We start from the raw sequence: 20,493 nt of genomic DNA, 5'->3' as shown, positions 1-20,493 counted from the left end.
TACGGACTCAAGAGCAGGAGTGACGCATGGTCGCCATCACGATCGGCAAGCTGGCATCGGAAACCGGCGTTCATCTGGAGACGGTGCGCTACTATGAGCGCATCGGCCTCATTCCCGCGCCGCGAAGGGCGCGTAATGGCTATCGCCATTATCGGGCCGAGGATGTCAGGCGCCTGTCATTCGTCCGACGCGCGCGGGATCTTGGTTTCGACATCGAGGAAATCAGAACCCTGCTCGCCTTGGCAGAACCCGGCCTACCCTCCTGCGACGAGGTCAGAACACTCGCCATAGCTCATCTGGGCGACATCCAGAGCAAGATCTCCGACCTGCAACGGCTCGCATCGCTCCTGACAACAAGCATCGAACAATGCCGTGAGTCGGAGGCCCTGACTTGCCCGGTGCTCGATATGCTGGGTGCCTCTGCGATCGGAAGCACGCCCAACCCGTGACGTATCGTTCCGGGAGGCGGTTAAGGTCTTGGCGTGGGTCCAATAATGGCGTCCGATCCGCGGCAGGCTACCCGCGCAAGAACCCAATCGCCACCGGCTCGATCCGTGGCCAGAGCCATGCAAGACACCCCATGATCGTGGCGAACCCCATGATGCCGAGCGTCTGCCAGCCAGGCCTGTGTCCTGTCCGGTACGCCTGATAACCCACCCAGAACCAACCGACAGCAACCGCCAGGATCGCGACCGGCGTCAGCCAGCGATAGGCGTTGGCGAACCAGGCGAGAATACCGCCTACTGACCCGAGGATCGCGGCCGGCAGCGCGAGCGGCACGACGCAGCACACGCCGCAGGCCAGCGCCGCACTGGACGCCGTCATGGCAACCGCGCTGGCCGCCTTGTTTCCCGATGCGCTCGCCTCGCTCATGCGCCGCACTCCGCCGCGCACCCGCAGGTCTTTTTCATCGGCGCGGTTGCTGGCTGACTGCGCGACGCAAACTGCTCAAGCAGCGTTTCCGCAGCCTCACGCGCATACTCCGGGGCAGTAATCGTCAGAGTCAGCGCATCCATACGTTCAGCGATGTCAAACGCGAGGAACGCGCAACAGGTTCGTTCGCCTTCGACCATACGCGCGATATCGTCCCGTGCGGCAGGATCATAATCCAGCACGAGATGAAGACCATCTCGGTGCGCTGACCGAAGCGCCCTGGCGTTGAGACTGGCGATCCACTCCAGCCGCCTCGCCAGATCGCTGTTCTCCAGTGTGCAGGCAAGTGGGGCAGGCTCGTTTGGCTTCGTCACGATACTACTTCGATGCCGTTCCGCCCGTTCGCGTGACGGTCTGGCGCTTGTTTACGAGTTCAAGTAACTTGAGGTTCAAGATATTTTTTACGCGAGTTTCCCCCCATGCCCGGATACAAGATCGGCGAGTTGGCCGAGCGCACCCGTACCAATGCCCCCACGATCCGCTATTATGAAGAGATCGGCCTGCTTCCACGTCCGGAACGACAGGAAGGCAATCAGCGGCGTTATGCTGAAGACGATGTTCGACGGCTTACCTTCATTCGGCGCTGCCGGGCGTTTGGCTTTTCGATCGATCAGGTTCGGGCATTGGTCGAATTGGTACAGGACCGTACGCGATCCTGTGCGGAAGCCCGCGACCTCGCGCATACTCACCTGATGGACGTCCGGGCGAAGTTGCGCGAATTGAAGGCGCTCGAGAAAAGCATCGCCGGGTTCGTCGCGACCTGCGACGCACAATGCGCCGGCGGTCCCGGCTCCGAGTGCGTGATTCTTGACGAACTTGCCACCATCGAGCCGGCGGGGAACCGCGCATGCTGCGAAAGTGCGGTCTGATCTTCGCCTATAATCCATCTTCGGATGGGAGAAACCTGATAGAACGAAAGAGATAAAAACGATGAATTCCACACCACCGAACGACATGGCCGGCACCCTGCGACGGGTCATCTCTCTCGTGGGACTTCTGAATCTTGCCTATTTTGGCATCGAATTCACGGTAGCGCTTGCCATCGGCTCGGTCTCCCTGTTCGCGGATAGCGTCGATTTCCTGGAAGACGCCTCCGTCAATTTCCTGATCGTAGCGGCACTCGGCTGGACGGCGCGCAGCCGGGCGCGGGTCGGAATGGCCCTTGCCGCTATCCTGCTGGTTCCGGCGCTCGCGACGCTCTGGACCGCATGGCAAAAATTCAATCTTCCGACACCGCCCCAGCCGCTCGTCCTGTCGGTGACAGGATTGGGGGCGCTTGTGGTAAATTTCTCCTGTGCGCTCATGCTGACCCGCTATCGCTATCATGCAGGCAGTCTGACGCGCGCTGCCTTCCTGTCGGCGCGCAACGACGTGCTGGCCAATATCGCGATCATCGTCGCAGGCCTGGTCACGGCCTTTCTGTGGCACGCCGCATGGCCGGACCTACTTGTCGGGCTCGGTATCGCCGCGATGAACGCCGACGCCGCCCGCGAAGTCTGGCAGGCCGCGCGCAATGAGCACCGCGCGGCAGCATAGCCCCCTCAATTTACGTCCGGGGCGCGAACAGGATCAGGCTGGCCCCGCCGAGGCACACTAGGGCACCAACAATCTCCCACCGGTCCGGGGTGCGCCCCTCGACCAGTCGCATCCACATGAGCGAGGCGGTGATGTAGACGCCGCCATAGGCTGCATAGGCCCGCCCCGCCGTATCCGTATCGATACGGGTCAGCAGAAAGGCGAACAGGACCAGCGACACCATGCCCGGAACGAGAACCAGCGGCGAACGCCCCAGCCGGAGCCAGCTCCAGAAGGCGAAGCATCCGCCGATCTCTGCAAAACCCGCGACGACATAGATGATGAAAGGTAGCACAAACCCCACTGTTACATACTTTCCAGTCAGGATCGTGAAGCAGCCACTCCACGATCACCATATCCCGCCATTTGAATGGCCCCGGGTTTTCGGAGACGTTTTCTATCCGGTTTAAGCGGCCAATGCATGCGATTTCTGTTGTGCATGGAAACGTGCCTCAGCCACTTCTGGCGGGATGTTTCCAATGGATGACAGAAGGCAACGATTATTGATCCAATTGACCCATTTAGAGGTGGCCAGTTCGATGCCGCCACGGGGCAGACACCACAAGGTTTGGCAAACGCGGCTTTGGAGTGGATACGCTGCGGATCACGGAGCGGCTCCGCGCCCGGCGGTTCAGGCCGAGCGAAAGTCCTGCTGCGGCTAAATCAGTTCTTCGCGATTTTTGACGTGTGCGTGTCGGTCCAGAATGATGACGTCGCCATGCTTCGCCTTCTCCTCGGGCTCGATGTGAATGTTGATCACAGCCTGCCCGAGCTGTGTCCTGAGTGCGTGCTCGATGTGGTCGCAGATCTCATGCGCCCTGCCGACGGTCATCCCCGTCGGGACCACGAGATGAAATTCAATGAATGTCGTGTTGCCCGCGACACGCGCCCGCACGTCGTGGGCTTCGATCGCCCCTGATGCATTCCCTGCGATCGTCCGGTCCAGGCGTGAAATCAATTCGGGATCGGAGACTTCATCCATCAGCCCGGCGACGGCTTCCCGCACGACACCATAACCTGCCCAAAGGATATTGACTGCGACCAGGCCGCCGATGGCCGGGTCAAGCCGGAGCCAACCAGTCACCGGGATCAGCGCAAAAGCGATCAGGACCGCAATGGTCGTCCAGACGTCCGTCAGGATGTGCCGGCCGCCCGCGACGAGCGCGGGCGACTTCCACTGCTTGCCATTGCGGATCAGTAGCAGCGCCCAGAACAGGTTTATAACCCCGGCGCTGCCATTCAGGGCCAAGCCCAGAAGCGGCGTGTCCGGTGCTTTCGGGTGCTGCCAGCCGATCCAGGCTTCCTGGAAGATCAGAATTGCCGTTGCGAGCACGAGGCCACCCTCGATGATCGCGCTCAGATATTCCGCTTTCTGGTGGCCATAGGGATGGTTTGCGTCTGCGGGTTGTGCGCTGACCCACAGGGCGATAAGCGCGCCGACGGCGGCCGCTACATTGACGATTGTTTCCAGCGCATCCGAGTAAAGCGCGATGCTGCCCGTCATCCAGTAGGCGGCAAGCTTCAGGGCCAGAACGACCAGACTGACGGCAAGTGTGCCCCATGCGGTCTTTATGGTGCGGTTCATGGGGACTACTCCTGCATGCTGCGACCCGTTTGCGATACTCGATGATTTGTTTACGACGCTTTGCACCCTGCCTCCGTGCCGAGATGTTCTGACGTGCATAAAGAATGATCGCTCAGGACCTGAATGATCCGACAGGTCCCGATTGTGTTGCATGAACACTGATCCAACATGCGTTGCAATTCGCCCTGGAGAGCCGTCAGGCGGGCAATACGGTTCCTGACCTCGATCAATTGGCGTTTTGCTATCTCATATGCGGCCATACAGTTTTGATTGGGATCGTCAGCAAGATCTAGTAATTCACGGATTTCATCTAGTGAAAATCCAAGTTCCCGCGCATGGCGAATAAAACTCAGGCGCTCTTTTGCTTCCTCTCCATAGACACGCTGCCCTCCTTCACTTCGGTCGGGCTCCTCAAGGATGCCGATCTGCTCGTAATAGCGGATGGTCGGCACCTTGACGCCAGTTGACCCGGATAATTTTCCGATACTGAACATAAAAGCCCCCTTGAACCTCTAGCGACTAGAGGAAGTAGATAACGGATTCGCTGCTGGGTGAACAGGAGAATCCGGATGCCGGACAGGCGCGAGTGGGATGTCACGGGCATGGACTGTGCTGCTTGTGTCAGCAAGGTGAAGGGCGCGCTTGGTCAAATCGCAGGCGTCCAGAATGTAGAGATTTCCCTGGTGTCTCAGAAACTGCGACTGACCATGGATGAGAATGCGATTTCCGTGACCAAAGTCGAAGAGATGGTCAGGAGCCTGGGATATGGTATCCGGCGCCTCAATCCTGCCACTGTAGCTGACATTGTATTTGCTCAGGATGCGACGAATGACGCCGGCGCGCCTGATACGCCCTGGTATAAAACCGGAAAGGGACGACTTGTTGTCACGACCGGTATTTTGTTGGTGCTGGCCTGGGGTATCAGCCTGATCGCACCAAACGAGATGAAACCCTGGCCATTTGTCGGGGCCTGCCTGGTAGGGCTTTTTCCGGTTGCCCGCCGCGCCTTAGCCTCGCTCCGGGTTGCTCAGCCGTTTTCCATCGAAGCCCTGATGATGATCGCGGCGATCGGTGCGCTATTTATCGGCGCGGCCCAGGAGGCTGCACTCGTCGTCTTCCTCTTCGCGGTCGGGGAACTCCTTGAGGGCGTTGCCGTCAGTCATGCCCGTGATGGTATCCGCGCGCTCGGAGCGTTGGTACCGAAAATCGCCTTGCGCGAAGACACTGCCGGTATCCGGGAGGTTCCTGCTGTCGAACTCCGACTAGGCGATGTGGTCCTGGTCCGGCCGGGAGACCGCATTCCGGCGGATGGAGAGATTATTTCCGGCGTAAGTGGCATTGATGAAAGTCCGGTCACTGGTGAGAGCGTGCCAGTGTCGCGTGGGCCGACGGATGCCGTCTTCGCCGGCTCGGTCAACACGGAAGCTGCGTTGCGGGTTCGCGTGACCCGCACTGCGGCGGACAACACCATCTCCCGCATCATCCATCTTGTAGAGCAGGCCGAGGAGGCACGCGCACCGACTCAACGGTTCATCGACCGCTTCAGCCGTTGGTACATGCCGACGATCGTCGTGCTTTCGGCGGTCGTCGTATGCCTTCCCCCACTGGCGTTTGCTCAGGCTTGGTCGGTCTGGGTTTATCGCGGGTTGTCCCTTCTGCTGATTGGTTGCCCCTGCGCGCTCGTCATATCGGTTCCCGCAGCCATAGCGTCCGCGCTGGCCCTGGGGGCACATAACGGGCTGCTCATCAAGGGAGGAGCGGTCATCGAGGCCACTGCGCGGGTGAAGACAGTCGCACTCGACAAGACTGGAACCCTCACACTGGGACGGCCTGACGTCACCGACATCATCGTGCTGGACAGCTTGCCCGAAACTCAGGTTCTTGCTGTCGCCGCCGCCGTTGAAGGCGCGTCCAGCCATCCATTGGCCCAGGCTATCCTGCGCCGAGCCCAGAGTAACGGGCCGGGTATCGACATTCCCGTTGCACAGGAGAGCAGGGCAATTCCCGGAAGAGGGGTGACAGGCCGCATTGACGGAATGGATTTCACGATCTCCAGCCCCCTTCAGGCGGTACGCGACGGCGCGTTGTCAGCTACTGACACCGCACGTGCCACCGAACTTGAGGCGGAAGGAAAAACCGTTGCCGTCTTGTATGGTGACAAGGCACTCGCGTTGATTGCCCTCCGTGACGAGCCGCGCGCGGACGCGGCAGAAGCCATGCGCCAGTTACGCAACCTCGGTATTACGCCGGTCATCCTGACGGGCGACAATAGCCGGACAGCCGCCGCGATCGCCTCAATGCTGGGGGCGCATTACAAGGCCGAACTGCTGCCGGAGCAGAAGTTGGCCGAAATACGGGCTCTGGCCGCGCAGGGCGGTGTTATGATGGTCGGAGATGGCATCAACGACGCGCCTGCACTCAAACAGGCAACTGTCGGGGTCGCAATCGGCTCGGGGACCGATGTTGCCCTGGAGGCAGCCGACGCCGCCATCCTGCGGAACAGAGTCTCCGATATTCCAGCGCTGATCCGCCTCGCCCGTTCGACCATGCGAAATGTTCGTCAAAATGTCTCGATCGCTCTTGGGCTGAAAGGAGTGTTCCTGATTGCCACCATCGCGGGGCTGACAGGGCTCTGGATCGCCATTGCGGCCGATACCGGGGCAACCGTTCTCGTCACCCTCAACGCGCTGAGGCTGCTGCGCTCCCGCAGCCTCGATGCAACATCGTAAAATATTATGAGAATTTTCAGTCGAATGTCCGTGTGTTGTGTTCGGTGTCGGTGGAAATCTGTGGCGGCGAGCCTCGCAATGGCTTTGGTGTCGGGTGGCGTGGCCACAGCCGACGATACGACAGCGATTCCCGCCACCTTGCATGATGTCATCGCAGCAGCATGGACGAATGATCCTGCCCAGAATGATCTCGCGACTCAGGAAGCTGGGGCAAAGAAACGCCAGCGTGCCGCGAAATCCTGGTTCGCAGGTGGGCCATCGGTCGATGCTCAATATTATGACGACAGACCCAGCGGCCGTAACTATGCGTACCGCACGACACAGGTGGGTCTCTCCGTTCCTCTCTGGCTGCCAGGACAAGGAACGGCAACTGAGCATGTGGCTGAAGCCGATGCACAGGCCGCTGTAGTACAGAAGGATGTCGCCCATATGGCGGTGGCCATTCGTGCCACGGATGCCATCGGGGCTGTCCTGCTCGCCGAGCGACGGCGATCTGCCATGGATTCCACACTGGCTGCGTTGCGACGCATGGCCAGGGCCGTGCGGGCATCGAGCCATGCAGGAGAAAGCACATCGGCGGAACAGCAGGCGGTGGATGCGCGGATCGCTCTTTCGGAAAGCGATCGCAATGCCATCGACGAGGAAGTCGAGGCCGGCCAGGCCAATCTGGATATTCTGACCGGCCATCCGACGAAAGCCGGTCTGTCGGAAATCGACACGCACTGGCCGCTATTCCTGCGAGCGACCGCGCGGCCATGGAGCGAGGCGAACGACCCGCGCGTGCGTGCGGCTCACCAGAGCGTCACGGTCGCCACGGAACAGGATCATCTTGCCGCTCACAGTTATATGCCCAATCCGGAAATCGGCGTCGGCGTGATCAATCAGGGCCAGTACGGTTCGCCATGGGACACGCAGGTTGGGGTCAGTCTCAGGATGCCGATCCCAAGTGACGTCACATCGGTTCCCGTGAGAACGGCCGCTCAGAGTGCGCTTTCCACCGCCATCCGGCAGGAGATCGCCACCCAGAGGACCGTCAGGGCCGAGATGGCGCGCGTCCAGGCACATCTGAAAAACACATCGGCCTCGATCGTCAGTACGGCTCAGGCCGCGCACGAGATGCTTGTGCGCGCGGACGCCATGGAGCGGTCGTGGCGATCCGGTGAAACATCACTCATAGAGGCGCTTCGTGCCCGCATGGATGCCTATAACGCCCTGCTGACCTTCAGCCAGGCCGAAATCGATCATCGCATTGCGATCGTCAGAACTGTTATCGCCTTGGGGTACATACCATGAGATCGACCTGTATCCTCGTTGTCGCAGCCCTATTCGTGGCTTTACCTCACCTGGCTTTGGCGGAAGAAACAGAGGGGTGGCAGCAGACCGTGACCATGGATGCAGAAGCCCGGCAGGCCGAGGGTCTTGAAACCGTCAAGGTTAAAAAAGGCTCCGTAAGACCCCGAATTCAGGCGATGGCGAGTGTAACGGAGAACATCGCGCGTTCCGTGTCCATACGGCCGGCAGGCGATGGCAAAGTCCGCGCGGTCTCCGTCCTGCCCGGCCAGCAAGTCACCGTCGGCCAGACGCTCGTCTCCTATATTGATCACTCATTGCATGTCGTCGATCTCCAGCTTGCCCAGGCGAAAGCTAGTCTGGCCAGCGCCCAGGCCAACCTCGCTGATACTGCACTGGCGTACCGTCGTGGTAAGTCATTGGCCGGGGCCACAGTCTCCGCGGGCGAAGTGTCGCGTCGCCTTGCCGTGATGCACGAGGCGCAGAACGCTGTCCACTTTCAGGACGCTGCGGTCAAAACCCTGACCCATCGTCTTGAGGAAGAATTCACCTCGCCAACGGAACGGATCGTGGACTTCGAAAATTCGGTCCTGATCGCGCCGGTTGATGGCATGGTCGAACAGGTCGGTACGGCTGTCGATAATGATATTTCGCCCACAGACGTCGTAATCAGGATTACGAGTCTGGAAACCGTATGGGTCGTGGCTAACGTCCGCCCCGAAGATGCATCAGACATTTCAATTGGCACTGAGATGACGTTCATGCCCGTGGGAGCCGATCCCGCGCAAGCCGCGATGGCAAAGGTTCAGACCATTGAAGGTACTGCCGATCCCGAAACTGGGCTGGTGAAGGTTGTCGCGACATTTTCGGATCCGCGTCGGAGATTCCGGCCCGGCACCCAGCTCAATGCCTGGCTTCCTGCGCAGGAGCAGGCCAGCGGTCTGATCGTGCCGTCCGCCGCCCCGCAGAATGTCGACGGGCATATGGTGGTGTACCGGCAGACCGGCGCCGATACGTTTCAACCTGTTCCCGTTCGTGTGCTCCTCGAAGGGCCAGAGCAGAGCGTGGTGTCCGGAGATCTCAAGCCTGATGACACTATCGTCGCAAAGGGGAGCTTTACGCTCAAGGCGATGGCGCTTCTGTCCGGTCTCGATGGAGACTGAAAATGCTCTTTGAATTCTTCCAGAAGCAACGCTTTTTTGTTTTCGGTCTGATTTTTGCCCTCCCGATAACCGGACTGGCCTGTGTCGAAGGGCTTCCTGTCGAGCCTGTTCCCGACATTTCACCCCGCCAGGTCATGGTGACGGTTACTGCTCCCGGGCTTGCGACCGAGGAAGTCGAAAAGTTGATTACCTTTCCGGTCGAGACCAGTCTGACTGCTCTTCCGGGTCTCATTGATTTGCGCTCGGTATCAAGGACGGGTGTATCTGCGGTCTATCTACAATTCGACGATGCGACAGACATCGACTTGGACCGCGCACGTGTCGCCGAACGTCTGCCGGCCGCTCGTGAGAGTGTCGCCGTTCCGGGTGTCAGCGTTCAGATGGGGCCGCGGACGACCGGCATGGGCGAGATCATGCAGTTCCAGATCCGCGGACCTGGCTATTCGCTCATGGACCTCAACCGCATCATGCACTGGACGGTCGCGCCTGAACTGAGACTTCTAGCGGGCGTGGCCGAGGTCAATATCAATGGTGGCGCGGAACAGACCTTTCAGGTCACGCTCGACCCGCTTCGGCTGCGTACCTACGGAGTCACGGTGACAGACGTCTATCAGGCAGTTGACCGTAATAACGCCTCGGCTGGTGGTGGCTGGATTGCCCACCAGGCCGAGCAGCAGGTGATTGTTGGCCGTGCCCTGGTCGGCGACCTGAATGATTTCGGTCTGATCCCGGTCAGAATCGGCCGGAACGGGCATGTCATCCGGGTCCAGGACGTGGGGAGTATCGCACTGGGTCCGCGGACGCGCCTCGGCGCGGCGACCCGGGACGGAAACGGAGAGATCGTCCTGAGCGCGGTAATGATGCAGGACGGAGCAAGCTCGAATGCCGTTCTTGCAAATATCCGCAAAGCACTTCCTGGTATCCAGAAGTTGTTGCCAGCCGGCGTGACGCTTGACCCCTACTATATGCGCTCGACGCTAACGGGAGAAACCATTTCCACCGTCAAGGAAAATCTCCTGATCGGCGCGGCTCTGGTGCTTGTCGTTCTTATCGTGGTTCTGGGTGACTGGCGCGCGTCGCTGGTCATTGCCTCCGCCATCCCCGCCGCGCTGTTGTCAGCCTTCATCGGCATGAGGGTTTTCGGGGTCTCGGCCAACCTGCTGAGCCTCGGCGCAATTGATTTCGGTATGATTGTCGACAGCTCTCTCGTTGTCGTCGAGCACTTCATGACGTTGAGGGAGGCTGAAGGCACAAAGCGTTCCATGCGGGACACAGCTATTGAAGCGGCGAAGTCTGTCGTCAGGCCGGTGACATTTTCGATTTTCGTGATCATTATGGTCTACCTGCCGATCCTCACTCTGGAAGATATCGAGGGCAAGATGTTCCGCCCCATGGCGCAGACCGTCGCCATGGCGTTGCTGGCATCACTGATTTACTGCTTCATTTGCATCCCCGTCCTTGCAGCAGTACTCCTGCGTGATCCGAAGTCTCACCAGGAGACGAGGTTCGTGCAGTTTGTGCGACGCTATTACGAGCCGATGCTGGCCTGGAGCGAAAAGCATAGCAGGACAGTGATCATCGTCACGATCTCTGTGTTCCTCGTTTCGGTTGGCCTGGCCACGCGGTTGGGTGGGGAGTTTGTACCGACGCTGGAAGAAGGCTCCCTGACGACAACGGTCACGCGCTGGCCGAGCGCCTCACTGCCTACCGTCATTGATGAAATCGGGAAACAGGAACGAATCATCCGTTCGTTCCCTGAAGTTCAGACGGTGGTAACAAATATTGGCACACCGGCTGTTCCGACAGATCCTATGGGCCCCAACGAGTCAGACAGTTTCATCATTCTGAAGCCCCTCTCGCAGTGGAAGACCGGGCGGACCCAGGATCAGTTGGTTCAGGCGATGGCCGACACCCTCAAGGCGAAGCTCCCCAGTGCCAATTACGAATGGTCACAGCCGATCCAGATGCGAATGGATGAATTGCTCTCAGGTGTTCGCACTCAAATAGCTATCTCCGTTTATGGCGATGACTTGGAGGAACTGGCGAAACTGGCCGATGAAGTGACCTCAGCCGTGGCGGCGGTTCCGGGGGCTGCGGATGTTGCCCCACAGGGCGACGGAACAGTGCCCTTCATGCATATCGACATCAATCGGGATGCCGCAGCCAGACGTGGGGTGGCCGTGTCCGACGCTCTTGCCCAGATCACGGCTATCGGTGGATTGATCGGAAAACCTGTTGTTGTGGGCAACGCGATCATACCAACTCAGATCCGCCTTGATCCGACTTCGACCCTGTCAGTTTCGATGATCGGAAATCTGCCCGTGCGCAGGTTGGACGGACAAGGGTGGGTCTTGCTGTCGGATATTGCGAAACTACAGGTGATAGACGGCCCTTCCCGGATTGATCGGGACCGTATTCATAGGCGCGTCATTGTTCAGGCCAATGTCCGGGGGCGGGACGTCAGTTCCTTTGTCGCAGCGGCGCAAAAAGCGGTTGCGGAGAAGGTCAGACTCCCGTCAGGCTATCGTCTTGAATGGGCCGGACAGTTCGAGAACCTGAAATCGGCAATGCAACGTCTGGGTCTGGTTCTACCCATCGCTCTCTTGTTGATATTTGCGCTCCTGATTGCAGCATTAGGATCATTCAGGGCGGCCTCCCTGGTATTCATCAATCTCCCTATAGCAGCGACGGGAGGAATTTTCGCACTGACCTTGCGTGGGTTGCCGTTTAGTATTGCTGCCAGCATCGGTTTCATTGCGCTGTTTGGTGTGGCCATTCTCAATGGCGTCGTTCTTGTAAGTCAGATCCGCGCGCTTCAGGAAGCCGGCATTGATGCGGCAACGGCGGCATTCGAGGCAGCACGCGCCCGATTCCGGCCTGTCATCGCGACCGCAAGCGTCGCTAGTCTGGGCTTCTTCCCGATGGCGTTTTCGGGAAGCATGGGCGCGGAGGTCGAGCGGCCGCTTGCGACTGTTGTGATTGGAGGTCTTGTGACATCGACCCTGCTCACTTTGCTTGTTCTACCAACCCTTTATGCTAGCCTGTTTCGGAAGCGCTGAATTCAGAGGACATACGAGCCTTTTGTGACTACTTCATTTCACCGTTGCCGCCAACCATGGCGTTTGCATCCCACACTAACCTTCCTGTGCGGTGGATGTCGGTCGGTTAGGATGCGGCCGATCATCAGGAATTTCAAAGTCTGTACACTCGTTCGATTCACGAAGAAGACCTAGAAGTGCATCAGGAACGGGCTCATTGATAATGCTACCAAACCGCGCACGAAAATGCTGTTTTATCCAGAATTTGACGATCTGGTCCTCAGACTCGATGTCCATCTCCGAATACCTTCCATGACCGATCAGTGAATTAAGTCACGGTCCTGCGGCCCCAACGTCATGAGGTGATCCACGATATTTCGTACATTCATCCAGAATTGCGCGCTGTCGCTCTGACCCGCGTCAACACATCGCAAGACATGCGTATGCGCTTTGTTCCGCGCTCCACTCCATCCGAAGGATCGGATCAAGGCGTCTGCCATGTCTGACGCAGAACACTTATCGGAAGTTTCGTCATCGTTTTCTATCGCCAAATCCGCTCTCCGTCTCGCACGACATGACGACGACGGAAGCGAATTGAGGGCGTGACTCCCCGTACCCGCCTGGCGTCGGGCGGGTCGAAAGGTGTTTTGCACTGGGCGTAGCCACCTCCTGCCTATTCCCCTGCTGAGAACAGCCAAAGCTGTTCACCGCAGGACCGTAGGTCCGGGTGTTCTATTCGGCAGGCCACCCGACATAGGAGGCCGCCCAGTTGCAAAAAAGCGTTTCGACACGCTGATTTCAGGATAGCACATGGGATATCCCCATGTCACCCTTACGTAAGCGCGCGTGCGCGCTGCACCTTCGCGATGCATATCCGTCAACTCGGCAAAAAGTTTGGAGATGAAGCGAGTATTGATTAATGAAGTCGTAGCATTCTCTGCTTTGACCAACACTGTATTCAGAAGTTCCTATACTCTGCCATTCTTCTAAAAAGAAATTCCATGTCTCTATATTTCCTATAATTCCTATTCTTTTTAACATATTTTCCATCCGATGCAGGCTGCGCTGCCGATCGTCCATTCCTCATTGTCATTGCCGTCACCGTAATTTTGAAGCTCAGCCCTATCTCCGAATCGCCTGCTACCGGTGTGTCCCAGGATCGGCTGGGCGGACCTTGTCCGCACAGCGCAAGTATTTTTTCGCTCTGGTTTGCCCGGCTGCGAACAACGCTTAAAAGCACTTGAACGCAGGAATCCGCCGTTCCTTCCTCCTCTAAAAGGGAGGGCTCCCGATGTCGGGCACCAAGATTCTTTGGGGGCAGATCATCGTCGTCTTGGCGATCGTCCTGCTGACCATGTGGACTGCGACCGAATGGATCGCTTGGAAGCTGGCCTTCCAGGCTGAACTCGGGCGACCCTGGTTCGTAATCCTGCGGTTCCCATTCTACTTTCCGCCCGCGTTCTTCTGGTGGTGGTATGCGTATGACGCCTATGCGCCGGAGGTCTTCGCACGGGGTGCCTATATCGCCGCGTCGGGCGGCATCCTGGCTGCGGTCACTGCGATCGGGCTATCGGTCTGGCGCGCGCGCGAGGCGAAGCGGATCGAGACATATGGCTCGGCCCGTTGGGCTGACGCCAAGGAGATCGCCCAGGCCGGCCTACTTGACCCCGACGGCGTGGTACTAGGCCGCTATCGTCAAGAGTACCTGCGGCATGACGGGCCAGAGCACGTCCTGACCTTCGCACCAACGCGCAGCGGCAAGGGTGTCGGCATGGTCATCCCCACGCTCCTGACCTGGCCCGGTTCGGCCATCGTCCACGACATCAAGGGTGAGAACTGGGAGCTGACGGCGGGATTCCGCGCCCGTTTCGGACGTGTCGTGTTGTTCGATCCCACCAACGCAGCCTCGTCCGCCTATAATCCTTTGCTGGAGATTCGGCGCGGGGAGTGGGAAGTCCGTGATGCCCAGAACGTCGCCGATATCCTCGTAGACCCGGAAGGCAGCCTGGAGAAGCGCAACCACTGGGAGAAGACTTCGCACTCCCTTCTCGTCGGCGCCATCCTGCATGTCCTCTATGCCGAGCCCGACAAGACTCTGGCCGGTGTCGCCAATTTCCTGTCGGACCCGAAGCGCCCGATCGCCACCACGCTGTCAGCGATGATGCGGACGAAGCATCTTGGCGATGCCGGCCCGCATCCCGTCGTGGCCTCGGCCGCGCGCGAACTGCTGAACAAGTCCCCCAACGAGCGCTCGGGCGTGTTGTCCACAGCCATGTCCTTCCTCGGCCTCTATCGCGACCCGGTGGTCGCGGAGGTGACGCGGCGCTGCGAATGGCGGATCGCCGACATCGTCGGCGCCGATCGCCCGGTGACGCTCTACCTTACCGTGCCACCGTCTGACATCAGCCGCACCAAGCCGCTGATCCGTCTGGTGCTGAACCAGATCGGCCGGAGGCTGACAGAAGATCTTGATGCTGCGGCGCGGCGGCGGCGTGTGCTGCTGATGCTCGACGAATTCCCGGCCCTCGGGCGTCTGGATTTCTTTGAATCGGCGCTGGCCTTCATGGCGGGCTACCGGATCAAGAGCTTCCTGATCGCCCAGTCCCTCAACCAGATCGAGCGGGCCTACGGGCCGAACAATTCGATCCTCGACAACTGCCATGTCCGCGTGAGCTTCGCCACCAACGACGAACGGACGGCCAAACGTGTCTCCGACGCGCTCGGAACCGCCACCGAGATGAAGGCGATGAAGAACTACGCGGGCCACCGTCTTTCGCCTTGGCTGGGCCATCTGATGGTTTCGCGCTCGGAGACGGCACGCCCGCTGCTGACGGCGGGAGAAGTCATGCAGCTCCCGCCAGCGGACGAGATCGTCATGGTCTCCGGGCTGTATCCGATCCGTGCGAAGAAGGCCCGTTACTTCGAGGATGCGCGCTTCCAGGAACGCATTCTGCCACCGCCAAAGCCTACGCCCCCGAAGGACGGGTGCCCGGACGACTGGAGCCGCCGCCCCCTCCCACCCAGGCCGCCGGCACCCGATGCGGCGGCCGAAACGCGGACAGTGGAGGACGAGGAAGAAGACCCGAAGCAGTCCGCCCGGCGCCATCAGCCCGAACTGGACGAAGGCACTGTCGAGAAAAAGGAGCCGATGGAGAACGAGTTCACGCCCGATCCGGTCGATGAATTCGACGACATCGCGCCCCGCAACAACCGGATGAATGATCTCATGCGCGGTGTCGCCCGGCAGGCGTCGCTCGACCGTGGCGATGAGCTTGAGTTGTGAGGCCGCAATGGCAATGCCGAAAAAGAAGGCCCAGATCTCCGTCTATCTCGATCCCGAGGTGATGAAGACTCTGTCCGCCTATGCCGCGCGACGCGCGCAGCCGATGTCGCTGATCGTCGAGGCCGCTGTCGCCTCCTTCCTTTCGCCCGATGGCGAGGAGCGCCGCGAGGCTGCCACATCGAAGCGTCTCGACCGGCAGGACCGGCGCCTCGCGCGGCTGGAGCGTGATATTGGCATCACGGTGGAGACCCTGGCGCTGTTCATCCGCTTTTGGCTGACCACGACCCCGCCACTTCCCGAACCGGCCGCCAAGGCAGCGCGGGCACAAGCCGGAGCGCGCTACGATAATTTCGTCGCGGCCCTCGGCCGCAGGCTGGCTCAGGGACCACGACTCCAGCAGGAAATTCCGGAGGACGTTTCGGACCCCGCCGCACAGGATGATCCGGAGTCGTAATTTTCGCACCCCGCAAGTATTTTTGCCCTCCGTCTCGCTGCGTTTCTACGACGCCTGAATTCTTGTTGAACCGCCCCGTTTCCTGCCTTTCCTAATGATCCCCGTCGCCGTGCGCCCATCGCGCTCGGCTTATACCGGGGAAGATCATGTCGGTTTCCGCCATCAACCAAGGGGCAAGGGTACGGAGCATTTCCATGCTGCGTACGGCGATGGGGCCTGCGATCGCCGGGCACCTTGCCGATGCGGCTGTGGTCGAGCTGATGCTCAACCCCGATGGGCGGCTGTGGGTCGACCGTCTGTCTGAGGGGCTGGCTGATACGGGTGATGTGATTGCACCAGCCGATGCCGAGCGCATCGTCCGCCTGGTCGCACACCATGTCGGGGCGGAGGTGCATGAGGCAGCCCCGCGCGTATCGGCGGAATTGCCGACTGGCGAACGGTTTGAGGGATTGCTGCCGCCCGTTGTGACCGCCCCAAGTTTCGCGATCCGCAAGCCCGCTGTCGCCGTGTTCACCCTCGACGACTATGTCGAGGCCGCGATCATGACAACGGACGAGGCGGCATTCCTGCGCCGCGCTGTCACGGAACGGAGGAACATTCTGGTCGCGGGCGGCACATCGACGGGCAAGACCACGCTGGTCAATGCCCTCCTGGCCGAGGTTGCGAAAACCGGCGATCGCATCGTGCTGATCGAGGACACGCGCGAACTGCAATGCACGGCGCCCAATCTCATCGCCCTGCGCACCCGTGAGGGCGTCATCACCCTGTCGGATCTCGTCCGGTCCGGTCTCCGCCTGCGTCCCGACCGTATCCCCATCGGTGAGGTACGTGGGGCCGAGGCCCTTGATCTGGTCAAGGCATGGGGTACTGGCCATCCGGGCGGTATCGGCACGCTGCACGCCGGATCGGTGCTGGCTGCCCTGTATCGTCTGGAACAACTGATCCAGGAAGCGGTGGTCACGGTGCCACGCGCCATGATCGCGGAAACCATTGACGTGATCGCTGTCCTGTCTGGACGCGGGACGGCCCGTCGCCTGTCCGAACTCGCCACCGTGGACGGGATTGATCCCGGCACTGGTGCCTATCGCATTCATTCAATCGATACCGATGGAGATTAGAAATGAACCTCACGCTGTTCCGTGTGCGTCGGCACGCGCCTGTCCTCTCCACCATGCTGCTGCTGTCCATCGCATGGTGCTCCTCGGCCCTGGCGTCGGGCTCCGACATGCCGTGGGAGGAGCCGCTCAACCAGATTCTGGAATCCGTGCAGGGACCGGTCGCCAAGATCATCTCGGTGATCATCATCACGGTCACGGGTCTGACCCTGGCGTTCGGGGAAACATCGGGTGGGTTCCGCCGCCTGATCCAGATCGTCTTCGGCCTGTCCATCGCTTTCGCCGCCAGCTCGTTCTTCCTGTCGTTCTTCTCGTTCTCCGGCGGAGCACTGATCTGATGGCGGGATATGACGATGACGCGTTGCCGGGGTTCCATGTCCCGGTGCATCGCTCGCTGACCGATCCCATCCTGCTGGGTGGTGCGCCCCGTGCCGTCGCCATCGCCAATGGCACGCTGGCCGCCGCGATCGCGCTGGGCCTGCGGCTCTGGCTGATCGGAGCCGCATTCTGGATCGTGGGCCACGGGCTCGCGGTCTGGGGGGCGAAGCGTGATCCGCTGTTCATCGAGGTCGGGCGGCGACATCTCCGTTACCCCGCCTGGCTGCGGGCGTAGGGAGGGCAGGGCGATGATGTCCCTTGGCGAATATCGCAATCGCGCCGCCCTCCTGTCGGATTTTCTCCCATGGGCCGCGCTCGTGGAGAAAGGCGTCGTCCTGAACAAGGACGGCAGCTTCCAGCGCACGGCGCGCATCCGTGGTCCCGATATGGATAGCGCCACGCCTGCCGAACTGGTCGGTGTCACCGCACGGCTCAACAGTAATCTCCGCCGTCTGGGCTCCGGATGGGCGGTGTTCGTCGAGGCGCAGCGCGTCCCGGCCACACTCTATCCCGAGAGCGATTTCCCGGATGCCGCCTCGCACATGGTCGATCTGGAACGGCGTGAGCAGTTCGAGGATGAGGGCGCGCATTTCGAGAGCCGGTATTTCCTGACCCTGGTCTGGCTGCCACCGGCGGAATCGTCCGACCGGGCTGCCCGGTTCCTGTTCGAGGGCAGGGAGCGCGAAGGGCCGGACCCACACGGCATACTCCATGCGTTCGTGGATCGCTCCGACCGGATGCTGGCGTTGCTGGACGGTTTCATGCCCGAGGCCACCTGGCTCAATGACGGTGAAACGCTGACCTATTTACATTCGACCATTTCGACGCGGAACCAGCGTGTCCGGGTGCCGGAAATCCCGATGCATCTTGACGCGCTGCTGGTCGATCAGCCGCTTTCGGGCGGGTTGGAGCCGAAACTCGGCGATGCCTTCCTGAAAACGCTGACGATCACCGGTTTCCCGTCGCGGACCTTTCCCGGAATCCTGGATGACCTGAACCGGCTGGCGATGCCCTATCGCTGGTCAACCCGTGCCATCCTGCTCGACAAGACCGACGCCACCAAGGTGCTGACGAAGATCCGCCGGCAGTGGTTTGCAAAGCGTAAGAGCATCGCAGCCATTGTCCGGGAGGTGATGACCAACGAGGCATCCGTTCTCGTGGACAACGACGCTGCCAATAAGGCTGCCGATGCTGACTTGGCCTTGCAGTCCCTCGGTGCCGACGATGTCGGACAGGCGTATCTTACCGCGACCATCACGGTCTGGGACGGTTCCGCCTCCATCGCGGCCGAAAAGCTTCGGCTGGTTGAGAAGATCATCCAGGGCCGCGATTTCACCTGCATGACGGAAAGCCTCAACGCGGTGGAGGCATGGCTGGGTTCGCTGCCCGGCCATGTCTACGCCAATGTTCGTCAGCCCCCGGTCTCGACGCTGAATCTGGCGCATATGATTCCGCTGTCGGCCGTCTGGGCAGGGCCGGAGCAGGACGGGCATTTCAAGGCAGCACCGCTGTTCTACGGCAGGACGGCGGGCGCCACACCATTCCGGTTCAGCCTTCATGTCGGCGATGTTGGCCACACGCTGATCGCAGGACCAACAGGGGCGGGCAAATCCGTGCTGCTGGCGCTGATGGCGCTCCAGTTTCGGCGTTATGCGGGATCGCAGATTTTCGCCTTCGATTTCGGCGGGTCCATGCGTGCGGCGACGATGGCGATGGACGGGGACTGGCACGATCTTGGAGGCGGGCTGACGGACGAGGGCGATGGGCATTCCGCCGTCTCCCTTCAGCCGCTGGCAAGGATTGACGATCCCGACGAGCGCAAATGGGCCACGGAATGGCTGGGGCAGATCCTTGTCGGTGAAGGGGTAACGCTGACCCCCGAGGTGAAGTCTCACCTCTGGTCGGCGCTGAACTCCCTGGCGTCGTCGCCCGTTCAGGAGCGGACCCTGTCAGGTATGGTAGCACTTCTCCAGTCCAACGCCCTGAAGCAGGCAATGGCGGCATATTGCCTGGGTGGTCCCTATGGCCGCCTGCTGGATGCGGACACCGAGCGGCTGGGTGACGCCGATGTCGTGGTGTTTGAAACGGAAGGGCTGATCGGGTCCGGGGCGGCATCGTCCGTGTTGTCCTACCTGTTTCATCGGATCGAAGGACGGCTGGATGGCCGTCCGACCCTGCTGGTCATTGATGAGGGCTGGCTGGTTCTGGATGACGGGGACTTTGCTGGCCAGCTTCGGGAGTGGCTGAAAACCCTGCGCAAGAAGAATGCGTCGGTGATTTTCGCCACCCAGTCCCTGTCGGACATCGCCAATTCCCGCATTGCCCCGGCTGTGGTGGAAAGTTGCCCGACGCGGATCTTCCTGCCCAATGAACGGGCCATTGAGCCGCAGATCGCGGCCATCTACCGCGATTTTGGGCTGAACGACCGACAGATCGCCATTATCGCCCGCGCGGCGTCGAAGCGGGAATATTACTGCCAGACCCAGCGGGGAAATCGCCTCTTCGAACTGGGGCTCGGGCCGGTGGCACTCGCCCTGTGCGCCGCCTCCGGCAAGGACGACCACCGGCTGATCGACGCGATGCTGGTGGAACATGGGCGGGCCGGCTTTCTCCCAGCCTGGTTCGAGGCGCGTGGCGTCATGTGGGCGGCCGATCTTCTTCGGGAAGGAGCGATGCCATGACGGAAGAACCTTTCCGTATTCGGGCAAAAGATTTCCGCCCCGGATGTGCCGTGGTCTTCGGCGCTGCTCTGGCTTTTGTCATGCCAGTCGTGTCAGCCCATGCCCAATGGGCGGTCTATGACGGCGCCAACCACGTCCAGAACGTGCTGATCGCGGCCCGCACGCTCCAGCAGATCGACAACCAGATCACGTCACTGGCCAATCAGGCGCAGATGCTGGTCAACCAAGGTCGCAATCTGGCGAGCCTACCACTTTCGACACTGTCGACG

General features: G+C 60.6%; 18 protein-coding genes and 1 pseudogene. 14 read left to right on the top strand and 5 right to left on the bottom strand.

Going from position 1 to position 20,493, the window contains the following annotated elements:
* Window positions 1-26: 26 nt before the first annotated feature.
* Window positions 27-449 carry a MerR family transcriptional regulator gene (locus tag GOB81_RS14920; protein ID WP_018308113.1) on the top strand — a complete coding sequence of 141 codons (423 nt, stop codon included), beginning with the start codon at window positions 27-29 and terminating at the stop codon, window positions 447-449.
* A gap of 67 nt (window positions 450-516) precedes the next feature.
* Here the strand turns inward: GOB81_RS14920 and GOB81_RS14915 are convergent, their stop codons facing one another.
* Together GOB81_RS14915 and GOB81_RS14910 are read right to left on the bottom strand one after the other, a co-directional pair.
* Window positions 517-873, bottom strand: a complete 357-nt coding sequence (locus tag GOB81_RS14915; protein WP_010667494.1) for a hypothetical protein — start codon at window positions 871-873, stop codon at window positions 517-519.
* Window positions 870-1,247, bottom strand: coding sequence for a hypothetical protein (locus tag GOB81_RS14910; RefSeq protein WP_010667495.1), 378 nt, complete (start codon window positions 1,245-1,247; stop codon window positions 870-872). Before GOB81_RS14910 ends, GOB81_RS14915 begins: the two co-directional genes overlap by 4 nt.
* A 105-nt stretch (window positions 1,248-1,352) precedes the next feature.
* On the opposite strand from GOB81_RS14910, the gene GOB81_RS14905 reads away from it, so the two are divergent.
* Complete coding sequence (locus GOB81_RS14905) at window positions 1,353-1,802, top strand: MerR family transcriptional regulator (protein ID WP_010667496.1); 450 nt, start codon at window positions 1,353-1,355, stop codon at window positions 1,800-1,802.
* A 61-nt stretch (window positions 1,803-1,863) separates the two neighbouring features.
* Complete coding sequence (locus tag GOB81_RS14900; RefSeq protein WP_010667497.1) at window positions 1,864-2,469, top strand: cation transporter; 606 nt, start codon at window positions 1,864-1,866, stop codon at window positions 2,467-2,469.
* 10 nt (window positions 2,470-2,479) lie between these two features.
* On the opposite strand, the gene GOB81_RS14895 is transcribed toward GOB81_RS14900, so the two are convergent.
* The 3 genes from GOB81_RS14895 to GOB81_RS14885 all read right to left on the bottom strand — a co-directional run bounded on the left by GOB81_RS14895 (window position 2,480) and on the right by GOB81_RS14885 (window position 4,587).
* Window positions 2,480-2,812, bottom strand: coding sequence for a YnfA family protein (locus GOB81_RS14895; protein WP_010667498.1), 333 nt, complete (start codon window positions 2,810-2,812; stop codon window positions 2,480-2,482).
* 354 nt (window positions 2,813-3,166) lie between these two features.
* Complete coding sequence (locus GOB81_RS14890; protein WP_018308112.1) at window positions 3,167-4,093, bottom strand: cation diffusion facilitator family transporter; 927 nt, start codon at window positions 4,091-4,093, stop codon at window positions 3,167-3,169.
* A gap of 50 nt (window positions 4,094-4,143) precedes the next feature.
* Complete coding sequence (locus tag GOB81_RS14885; protein WP_010666084.1) at window positions 4,144-4,587, bottom strand: MerR family transcriptional regulator; 444 nt, start codon at window positions 4,585-4,587, stop codon at window positions 4,144-4,146.
* Window positions 4,588-4,662: 75 nt separating this feature from the next.
* Between GOB81_RS14885 and GOB81_RS14880 the strand changes: the two genes are divergently transcribed.
* From GOB81_RS14880 to GOB81_RS14830, 11 genes and pseudogenes are all read left to right on the top strand, one after another.
* Window positions 4,663-6,822, top strand: coding sequence for a heavy metal translocating P-type ATPase (locus GOB81_RS14880; RefSeq protein WP_010666083.1), 2,160 nt, complete (start codon window positions 4,663-4,665; stop codon window positions 6,820-6,822).
* A gap of 78 nt (window positions 6,823-6,900) precedes the next feature.
* The gene (locus tag GOB81_RS14875; RefSeq protein ID WP_010666082.1) at window positions 6,901-8,115 is read left to right on the top strand and encodes a TolC family protein; all 1,215 of its coding nucleotides are present in this window, start codon (window positions 6,901-6,903) and stop codon (window positions 8,113-8,115) included.
* 35 nt (window positions 8,116-8,150) lie between these two features.
* A complete protein-coding gene (locus GOB81_RS14870) occupies window positions 8,151-9,275 on the top strand; it encodes an efflux RND transporter periplasmic adaptor subunit (RefSeq protein ID WP_031941421.1) in 1,125 nt (374 codons plus the stop codon).
* A gap of 2 nt (window positions 9,276-9,277) precedes the next feature.
* Complete coding sequence (locus GOB81_RS14865) at window positions 9,278-12,334, top strand: efflux RND transporter permease subunit (RefSeq protein WP_018308110.1); 3,057 nt, start codon at window positions 9,278-9,280, stop codon at window positions 12,332-12,334.
* A 1,270-nt stretch (window positions 12,335-13,604) separates the two neighbouring features.
* Window positions 13,605-15,596: a conjugal transfer protein TraG gene (locus GOB81_RS14860; protein WP_010666656.1), complete on the top strand. Its 1,992-nt coding sequence runs from the start codon at window positions 13,605-13,607 to the stop codon at window positions 15,594-15,596.
* Window positions 15,597-15,603: 7 nt separating this feature from the next.
* Window positions 15,604-16,050 carry a hypothetical protein gene (locus GOB81_RS14855; protein ID WP_026200111.1) on the top strand — a complete coding sequence of 149 codons (447 nt, stop codon included), beginning with the start codon at window positions 15,604-15,606 and terminating at the stop codon, window positions 16,048-16,050.
* A 194-nt stretch (window positions 16,051-16,244) separates the two neighbouring features.
* Entirely contained in the window at window positions 16,245-17,168 is a 924-nt protein-coding gene (gene trbB, locus GOB81_RS14850) for a P-type conjugative transfer ATPase TrbB (protein WP_018308109.1), read from the top strand.
* Window positions 17,169-17,170: 2 nt separating this feature from the next.
* On the top strand, window positions 17,171-17,503 hold the full coding sequence (locus tag GOB81_RS14845) for a TrbC/VirB2 family protein (RefSeq protein ID WP_018308108.1): 333 nt from the start codon (window positions 17,171-17,173) through the stop codon (window positions 17,501-17,503).
* Window positions 17,503-17,778, top strand: coding sequence for a VirB3 family type IV secretion system protein (locus tag GOB81_RS14840; RefSeq protein WP_010667264.1), 276 nt, complete (start codon window positions 17,503-17,505; stop codon window positions 17,776-17,778). Before GOB81_RS14845 ends, GOB81_RS14840 begins: the two co-directional genes overlap by 1 nt.
* A 13-nt stretch (window positions 17,779-17,791) precedes the next feature.
* Complete coding sequence (gene trbE / locus GOB81_RS14835; RefSeq protein ID WP_010667263.1) at window positions 17,792-20,224, top strand: conjugal transfer protein TrbE; 2,433 nt, start codon at window positions 17,792-17,794, stop codon at window positions 20,222-20,224.
* Window positions 20,221-20,493: pseudogene (locus GOB81_RS14830) on the top strand (P-type conjugative transfer protein TrbJ); the annotation flags it as partial. The gene trbE and the pseudogene GOB81_RS14830, both read left to right, overlap by 4 nt.

The organism is Acetobacter conturbans, assembly GCF_011516755.1.
Classification (GTDB): domain Bacteria; phylum Pseudomonadota; class Alphaproteobacteria; order Acetobacterales; family Acetobacteraceae; genus Acetobacter; species Acetobacter conturbans.
The sequence above is the reverse complement of the archived record's forward strand: the minus strand, read 5'-3'. Positions and strand labels throughout refer to the sequence as shown.